The sequence below is a fragment of the bacterium genome (genome assembly GCA_020440705.1).
Taxonomy (GTDB): Bacteria; Krumholzibacteriota; Krumholzibacteriia; order LZORAL124-64-63; family LZORAL124-64-63; genus JAGRNP01.
Genome location: JAGRNP010000152.1, coordinates 1 through 7,771, shown reverse-complemented (window position 1 = coordinate 7,771; position 7,771 = coordinate 1). Strand labels below are relative to the sequence as shown.

7 protein-coding genes are annotated in these 7,771 nt (G+C 71.9%); 4 read left to right on the top strand and 3 right to left on the bottom strand.

Annotated elements, in window-relative coordinates:
* The 3 genes from KDM41_16175 to KDM41_16165 all read left to right on the top strand — a co-directional run.
* Positions 1-428: bacterioferritin (locus KDM41_16175; GenBank protein ID MCB1184965.1), on the top strand; the 428-nt coding region annotated here is incomplete at its 5' end.
* A 148-nt stretch (positions 429-576) separates the two neighbouring features.
* Positions 577-1,458, top strand: a complete 882-nt coding sequence (locus tag KDM41_16170; protein ID MCB1184964.1) for a mechanosensitive ion channel family protein — start codon at positions 577-579, stop codon at positions 1,456-1,458.
* Between the two features lie 138 nt (positions 1,459-1,596).
* Positions 1,597-2,244, top strand: coding sequence for an LON peptidase substrate-binding domain-containing protein (locus KDM41_16165; GenBank protein ID MCB1184963.1), 648 nt, complete (start codon positions 1,597-1,599; stop codon positions 2,242-2,244).
* Between the two features lie 10 nt (positions 2,245-2,254).
* Here KDM41_16165 and KDM41_16160 read toward each other — a convergent pair whose 3' ends face one another.
* The gene (locus KDM41_16160; protein MCB1184962.1) at positions 2,255-3,658 is read right to left on the bottom strand and encodes a sulfatase; all 1,404 of its coding nucleotides are present in this window, start codon (positions 3,656-3,658) and stop codon (positions 2,255-2,257) included.
* Positions 3,655-4,539: an SUMF1/EgtB/PvdO family nonheme iron enzyme gene (locus KDM41_16155; GenBank protein MCB1184961.1), complete on the bottom strand. Its 885-nt coding sequence runs from the start codon at positions 4,537-4,539 to the stop codon at positions 3,655-3,657. The genes KDM41_16160 and KDM41_16155 overlap by 4 nt, the downstream gene beginning before the upstream one ends.
* A 223-nt stretch (positions 4,540-4,762) precedes the next feature.
* Here KDM41_16155 and KDM41_16150 point away from each other — a divergent pair, with 223 nt between their 5' ends.
* Entirely contained in the window at positions 4,763-7,156 is a 2,394-nt protein-coding gene (locus KDM41_16150; GenBank protein MCB1184960.1) for a thiol-activated cytolysin family protein, read from the top strand.
* A gap of 90 nt (positions 7,157-7,246) precedes the next feature.
* Here KDM41_16150 and KDM41_16145 read toward each other — a convergent pair.
* Positions 7,247-7,771 (bottom strand): hypothetical protein (locus KDM41_16145; protein MCB1184959.1); only part of this gene is annotated, 525 nt, incomplete at its 5' end.

Below are 7,771 nucleotides of genomic sequence, written 5' to 3'. Positions count from 1 at the left end.
TGTACATGTACTGGCACTTCCACTGCGACGATCAGGGCTTCGACCTGCTCGCCGGGCTCTTCAAGATGACGGCCATCAAGGAGATGATCCACATCGAGACCCTCGCCGAGCGGATCCTCTTCCTGAAGGGGGACGTGGAGATGGTCGCCAGCCAGCCGGTCGTCAAGGAGACCGACGTGCAGAAGATGCTGGAAATGGCCGCCGGCATGGAGGAGCAGAGCGCCAGGGACTACAACCGGATGGCGCTCGAGTGTTCGCAGAACGCCGACAGCCAGAGCAAGGCGATCTTCGAGTCCCTCGTGGCCGACGAGGAGACCCACTACGACCAGTTCGACACCGAACTGGAGAACCTCGCGCGCTTCGGCAAGGACTACCTCGCCCTGCAGAGCATGGAGCGGGCGAAGAGCCGCGGGAAGCCGGCCGGCTAGCGGGCGTCCGGAGTCCCTTCGCCGTCGTGGCCGGGCCCCGCGGGGCCCGGTCTTTTCGTGCACCGGGTGGCCGCGCGCCGCCGCGCAGCTAACGTGTCCGGAAGCACCGCCACGCCACGCGGCCCCGGCCGCCCGACGGAGGGTTCCGATGGACACGATCCGCAGCTACCTCAATCTCGACGAACTCGTGACGAACGTCGTGGCCTACGCGCCGCGCGTCGTCGTCGCCCTGCTCATCCTCGTCGTCTTCTGGGCCGGCTACCGCCTGAGCCGACGACCGCTGCGGGCGGCGCTCATCCATTCCGGCCTGCACGAGAAGCTGGTCGACCTGCTCGTGGGCAGCGTGTACCGCTACACGCTGCTCGTCTTCGGCCTGGTGATGGCCCTGTCGCAGCTCGGCGTGAACGTGGGCGCCGCCATCGCGGGACTCGGCGTGGCCGGCATCGCCGTGGGACTCGCGGCCCAGGACACCCTGTCGAACACCATCGCCGGCTTCACCATCTTCTGGGACAAGCCCTTCATCGTGGGCGATTTCATCAGCGTCGCCGGGCAGTACGGCCGCGTGCAGGACATCACCCTGCGCTCGACCCGCATCCGCACGCCGCGCAACTCGTACGTCGTCATCCCCAACAAGCGCATCATCGACGAGGTGCTCGAGAACGACACCTCCAACGGCGAGCTGCGCGTCGACGTCCCCATCGGTATCGCCTACAAGGAGGACATCGACGCCGCGCGGGACGTCCTGGTCGCGGCGCTCGCCCGGATCGACGGGGTCATGAACGAGCCCGGCCCCGAGGTCGTGGTCGACGCCTGCGGCGATTCGAGCGTGAACCTGGTGATGCGGGCCTGGGTGCTGCCGGCGGGGCTGCGCCAGGCCACCACCGTCAACATGGTCGAGGCCGGCAAGCGCGCCCTGGACGGGGCCGGCATCCAGATCCCGTTCCCCCACCTGCAGCTCTTCTGGGACGACGTCCAGGACGAGGTCGTGCGCAAGTGGCGGGGCGAGCCCGGCGGCGGCGACGCCGCCTAGCGGGGCGGGCGACGGCCGCGCCCCCGGTGGCGGGTTGTGGTCCGCCGATTCTTTTCTATGATGTCGTCTGGACGGGTCGGCGTCGGGCTCCGGGCTGCGGGCCCGTGCGCGCCGGCCCACACCGAGGAGATCGACACCGTGCAATCGTCCCCGTCGCCCGTCATGGCCGCGGTCCCCGTCTTCCCCCTGCCGGACTACCACCTCTTCCCCGGCACGGTGGCGCCGCTGCACATCTTCGAGACCCGCTACCGCCAGATGATCCAGGACATGATGGACGGCCCCGGCCGCCTGGTCATGGCCCCGTACCGGCCCGACGGCCCGCGCGTGGAATCCGGCCCGTCGCTGCCCGAAGTGGGCACCCTGACCGAGATCCTCCAGACCGAGGAGCTGCCCGACGGCCGGTGGCTCATCCTGCTGCTGGCCCTGGCCCGGGTCGAGATGGCCGAGGTGCCCAGCGGGCGGCTCTACCGCCGGGTCGACGCCACGCTCCTGAGCGAGCCCGACGTGCGGGGCGAGGCCGCCACGGCCCTGCGCGAACGCCTCATCGCCGCCCTGCACGAGCGCACCTCGGGCGACTGGGACATCGCGCCCGAGCAGGCCGCCCTCGGCCGGCTCGCCGACGTGCTGCTGCACGCGCTGCCCCTCGACCCGGTGCGCCGCGAGCGCGCCTACACCGAGCGCGACCCCGTGGCGCGGGCGGCCATGGCCCTGGCCTGGCACGACCTCGCCGTGAGCCTGGACGACGAAGACGGGTCCGTCTCCGGACCCGCCGCCGACTTCTCCTGAGCGGGCCGCCTCAGCGGACCGGGTATCCCGTGGCCTCGCATTCGGCGCGCAGGCGCTCCTCGAGTCGCGCCCGCGTGGCGGCGTGGTCCCGCGCGCCCCAGAGATCGACGAGCTCGCCGGGATCGCCGCGCAGGTCGTAGAGCTCGCCGCCCAGCTCCGGATTCTCCGGATACGTCACCAGCTTCCAGTCGCGCGTGCGGACGGCGAGGATGGTCGGCACCTGGCCGATCTCCCGGAAGTACTCGTAGAGGAAGGCGTCGCGGCCCGGCTCGCCGGCGAGGACGCCGCGCCAGCTCGCGCCCTGCATGGTGGGCGGCGGCGCGACTCCGGCCAGGTCGAGCAGCGACGGGGCGATGTCGACGTTGAGGACGAGGGCGTCGGCGACGGCGCCCTGCGCCAGGGCCGGGTACCGCATCAGCAGCGGGACCCGGATCGACGCCTCGTACGCCGCCCGCTTGTCCCACAGGCCGCCGTGCTCGCCGAGCAGGTAGCCGTTGTCCCCCGTGTACACCACGATGGTCTCGTCGAGGATGCCCCGCTCCTCCAGGGCCGCCAGGATCGTGCCGACCCCCTCGTCGACGGCGAGCAGCGTCCGGTAGTAGTCGCGCACGTGCTCGGCCGCATCGGCGTGCCCGACGCGATCGCCCCAGTCGGGTCGGCGGTCCGGCCCGCCCGCCGCAGCGGCCGGCGGCGCGAGGTCGCGGCCGGCGAAGGCCTCGCGGTGGCGCTCGGCCGGGAAGAAGGGCTCGTGCACCGCCTTGTGGCTGACGATGAGCAGGAACGGCTCCGGCCCCGCCGCGGCGATGTGCGCGGCGGCCCGGCGGCTGATCTCGTCGGTCACGTACTCGTGGCTGAGCCGCCACTCGCCGTCGTCGTACCACGTGTTCCGGAAGTAGTCGCCCTGGCCGGTGAAGCTCTGCCACGTGTCGAAGCCCGGCCGCGGGGTGGCCTTGCGCAGCATGTGCCACTTGCCGATGAAGGCCGTCCGGTAGCCGGCGCGCTGCAGCTCGGTGGCGACCGTCGGCAGGTCGGCGGGCGGATCGGCCGTCTCGTTGGCCACGACGCCGTGGCTGTGGGCCCACTGGCCGGTGAGGATGCTCGCGCGCGACGGGCTGCACAGCGAGGTGGTGACGAAGGCGTTGGTGAAGCGCACGCCCTCGGCGGCGAGACGGTCGAGGTTCGGGGTGCGCAGATCCGGATGTCCGGCCGCGCCGAGGGCGTCGGCCCGGTGATCGTCCGTGACGATGAGCACGATGTTGGGGCGGGCGGGCGCCGCGTGGGCCGCGGTGCGTTCGGCGGCCCGCCCGGATGGGCGATCGGCCGCTTCGTCGCCGCCGCAGCCGGCCGCGAGCAGGGCCGCGAGCAGGGCCGCGAGGCCGAGCAGGCCGAGATTCAGCCGAATCCGCCGCGTCATTTCGGCCCTTCCGGCGCGGGCGGCGGCGTCAGGGCCAGGCGCAGGCCCCGATAGACCGAGCGCACCCCCGCCGCGACACCGAGCCGGGCGGCGCTGCGCGCGTGGGTCATGCCCGCGTTGAAGGCGCCGCCGCGCTGCACCCGGTCGGCCCCGGACGCGGGGCCGGTCGGGTCGGTGACGGGGCCCGGTGCGTGGGGGACGTACACGTCCCAGCACCACTCGGCCACGTTGCCGCCCATGTCGTAGGTGCCCGAAGGTCCGGCCGGCAGCTCGCCGACGGGGATCGTCTGGCCGCGCCACATGCTCTCCCCGCACTCGGCCCAGGGCAGGTAGCCGTTCAGGTTCTCCTGGTCGGCGCTCAGACAGGTGCCCGTGGGAAAGGGCGACTCGGTGCCGGCGCGGAAGACGTACTCCCACTCGGCCTCGGTGGGCAGGCGCACGCCGGCGGCGTCGCGGCGCCAGGTCACCTCGGCCCCGTCGATGGCGTAGGCGGGCTCGAGCTGCAGGCGGAGCGAGAGGCGATTGCAGAACTCGACGGCCTCGAACCAGGTGACGTTCTCCACGGGGCAGTCGGCGCAGCCGGCGTTGTAGCTGCGGTCGTAGCCCATCACCTCGGACCACAGGTACTGCGTCACCTCGCGGGCCCCGATGTAGAAGGGGCGCGTCAGGGTGACGCGGTGGCGGGTCTCGTCGCCGCGGCGGTCGGGCTCGGTCGGGGGACTGCCCATGAGGAACGAGCCGGGGGCCACCGGCACCATCTCGAGCATGGCCTCGAGGTCGGGGGCGGCTTCCTGGGCCCGGGCGGTCGCCGCGGCCAGGCAGCAGGCCAGACCGACGCAGGCGACGGCGCAAGGCAGGCGGCGGACGGCGAGGCAAGGCACGGCGTGGTCTCCGTCAGGTGCGGGTCGGGGTCGGCGGGCATGGTAGCACGGGCCCCGGGCGGCGGCCAGGTTCCAGTCGGGACGTTCCGGCCCGCCGCCCATCCCCGCAGGGACGGTCGACGGAATCTTTGCGCGGTCGCCCCCCGGTTCGCGCATGTGGTGGCGAGGGAGATGCCGGCACCCGCCCGGCCATGCCATTCACGCCCAATCCGGTGGTTGCACGATGTCTTTGTCTACCCAGAAGAAAACGCCCCTGTTCCTGCCTGTCCTCCTGCTCCTGGGCGCCCTCGCGGCCTGCTCGAACAGCGAGGATCCGGCCAAGCCGACGGCGCCCGTGGGCCCGGTCGGCGACTACATGACCGCCCTGCCCGACTGGGACACCTACTCCCCGCTCGGCACGCCCGCCCCCGCCGCGCCCACCGACGAACCGGCCGACGCCGGCACCGAAGTGGTCGACGTCGAGGTGATCGACGACCAGGGCGGCACCTCGATCCTGACGGACGTCAACTACATCTGCCGGGAGACCCCCTACCGGCTGACCGAGAACCCGTCCGACCTGGTGATGTTCGATCCGGACCGCCCGATCCTGTGGCCGGGCGCCATGATCCAGGGCGACAGCTACGCCCACGGGCTGGGACAGCTCCGGCCCCTGACGATCGACGACCGCTCGCCCATCGAGGTGTCCATCGTCGACCTGGCCACGGGCGGCGGCAGCGGCGGCCCCAACTACCGCACCGTCGACGCGCCCACCCAGGCGCGGGTCGAGGCGGCCATCAGCGACATCATCGGCGAAGCGACGCGCGACACCCTCGACCGGGCCAGCAGCATCAGCTTCAATATGGAGACCTACTACAGCGAGGAGTCGTGGGCCCTCTCGGTGGCGGCCAGCGGCCGGTACCTGGGCTGGTCGGCTTCCGCGCGCGGCGACTACTCGCGCAACGCGTCCGAGACCACCGTCACCGCCAAGTTCTTCCAGAAGATGTACACGGTGGTGGTGGCGCCGCCGTCGACGGCCGACGGCTTCTTCGGCGACAACTTCACCTCCCAGGACCTGCAGCAGCTCGTCAACGACCACAAGATCGGGCCGGACAACATCCCGGTCTACGTGTCCGAGGTGATCTACGGCCGCATGCTGATGTTCTCCATGACCTCCACCGCGAGCGAGAGCGACATCCGCGCCACGATCTCGGCGGCCTACGACGGCCTCGGCGCCGCGGGCGGCGCCTCCTACACCGACAAGCAGCGCACGATCCTCGAGAAGTCGAAGATCGCCATCACGGCCATCGGCGGCCCGGCCGAGGCGACCCAGGCGATCATCCGCTCGGGCAACCTGAACGGCTACTTCACCCAGACGGCCGCGCTGTCGACGGCCCTGCCGCTGAAGTACGTCTTCCGCAGCCTCACCGACGGCACCATCGCCAAGGTGACCGAGACGACCGACTACACCATCCGCGAGTGCACCGCCGTCGGCGCCAGCGGCGAGCCCTTCGAGTTCCAGCCCGAGCAGATCGTGCCCATCGCCATCGCCACGCCGGCCGAGGCCGTCACCGGCGACTTCAACGGCGACGGCCGCACCGACATCGCCTGGAACCACACCTCGGCGAGCCTGAACCAGACCGTCTTCGCCCTGAGCACCGGATCCGGCTTCACCTACCACGGGCCCATCGACCACCCGGCCGTCCCGACCGAGGGCTGGACCGCCTACGACGTGCACGTGGGCGACGTCAACGGCGACGGCGACGACGACCTGGTCTGGAACCACCGCGGCACCAGCAACGTGGTCTACATGGGCTTCTCCGACGGGGCGGGCGACCTGACCTTCAACGACCGGCGCGTCATGAACGCCGGCGGCTGGACCAGCTACCGCCTGTTCATCGGACGGGTGAACGACGACCCCTACGAGGACCTGGTGTGGAACATCACGTCGACCACGAACCGCACCTACGTGGCGCTCTCGTCCGCGGACGGCACGCTCACCCAGCTGCCCAAGCAGGACCACCCCGCCAGCGGCTGGGGCGGGTACGACACCTACCCCGCCGACGTCAACGGCGACGGGCGCCTCGACCTGATCTGGAACGAGACCATCGAGGCCGGCAACAGCATCTACGCGGCGATCGCGGGGGCCAACGGCGTGTACAGCTTCCCGGCGAACACCTACCGCGCCAACAACGGCTGGCAGACCTACACCGGCGCGGTGGGCGACATCAACGGCGACAGCCGCACCGACATCGTCTGGACCAACACGAACCCGGACAACCACCCCATCCACATGTCCTACTCGACGGGCGCGACCTTCGCGGGCGGCCCGCTGGTCTGGTACGAGCCCGACCGCACCGGCAACAAGGACGTGTTCCTGCTCGACGTGGACGGCGACGGCCTGGACGACCTCGTCTACAACCTGCGCGACGGCCTCGTCAACGCGGTGTACGTGGGCCTGAGCACCCGCAACTCCGGCTTCCTCTTCACCCCGCTGCCCATGGACCACGGCGGCGGCGTGACCTGGGACCAGTACCAGACCCTGATCGGCGACTTCGACGGCGACGGCCGGGACGACATGGCCTGGACCCATCCGGCCGCGACGAACCGGCTCTTCGTGGCGCGTTCGATCATGGAGTAGGAGGTCCGCTCCGGACGGGAGGGCCGCGCGAGCGGCAGACGGACGACGACCGCCGGTTTCTGCCGGCGGTCGTCGTCGTTTCCGGTCGTCTCAGCGTCCGGCGAGGAAGTCGGCCAGGGCGCGGGCCTGGGGGTCGTCGGGATGGCGCGCCAGCTCATCGCGCACCCAGGCGGCGGCGGCGGTGCGATCGCCCGCGGCGAGGGCCAGGTGGGCCAGGAGGGTGCGCGGACCCGTCACGTTCTCATCGACGTCGAGGGCCGCCCGCAGGGCTTCGGCGGCCTCGTCGGGCCGGGCGAGATTCACGAGGTTGTAGCCCAGGTTGTACCAGGCGACGGCCTGCCCGGGCAGCCAGGCCAGGGCGCGGCGGCCCTCGGCGGCCGCCAGATCGTGGAGGCCGAAGAGGGTGAAGTACTCGGCCCGGTGGAGGTGCAGGGCGGACCAGGCCGCACGGACCGGCAGGCGCGCCCCCGGATCGGGCCGCGGCATCAGGCCGGCCAGGGTGCTCCGCGCCGCCGCCGCGGCCTCCCGCACCGCGCCGCTGTCGACGGCAGCGGCCCGCACCTCGAACAGCAGCCCCGCCGGCAGCAGGTGGCTGGCGGCGCCCGCGTCCTCCCG

Excerpts from the sequence above, each read along its gene's own strand:
- KDM41_16170 (MCB1184964.1), top strand. The coding sequence starts at position 577 with ATGGACACGATCCGCAGCTACCTCAATCTCGACGAACTCGTGACGAAC.
- KDM41_16160 (MCB1184962.1), bottom strand. The coding sequence starts at position 3,658 with ATGACGCGGCGGATTCGGCTGAATCTCGGCCTGCTCGGCCTCGCGGCC.
- KDM41_16150 (MCB1184960.1), top strand. The coding sequence starts at position 4,763 with ATGTCTTTGTCTACCCAGAAGAAAACGCCCCTGTTCCTGCCTGTCCTC.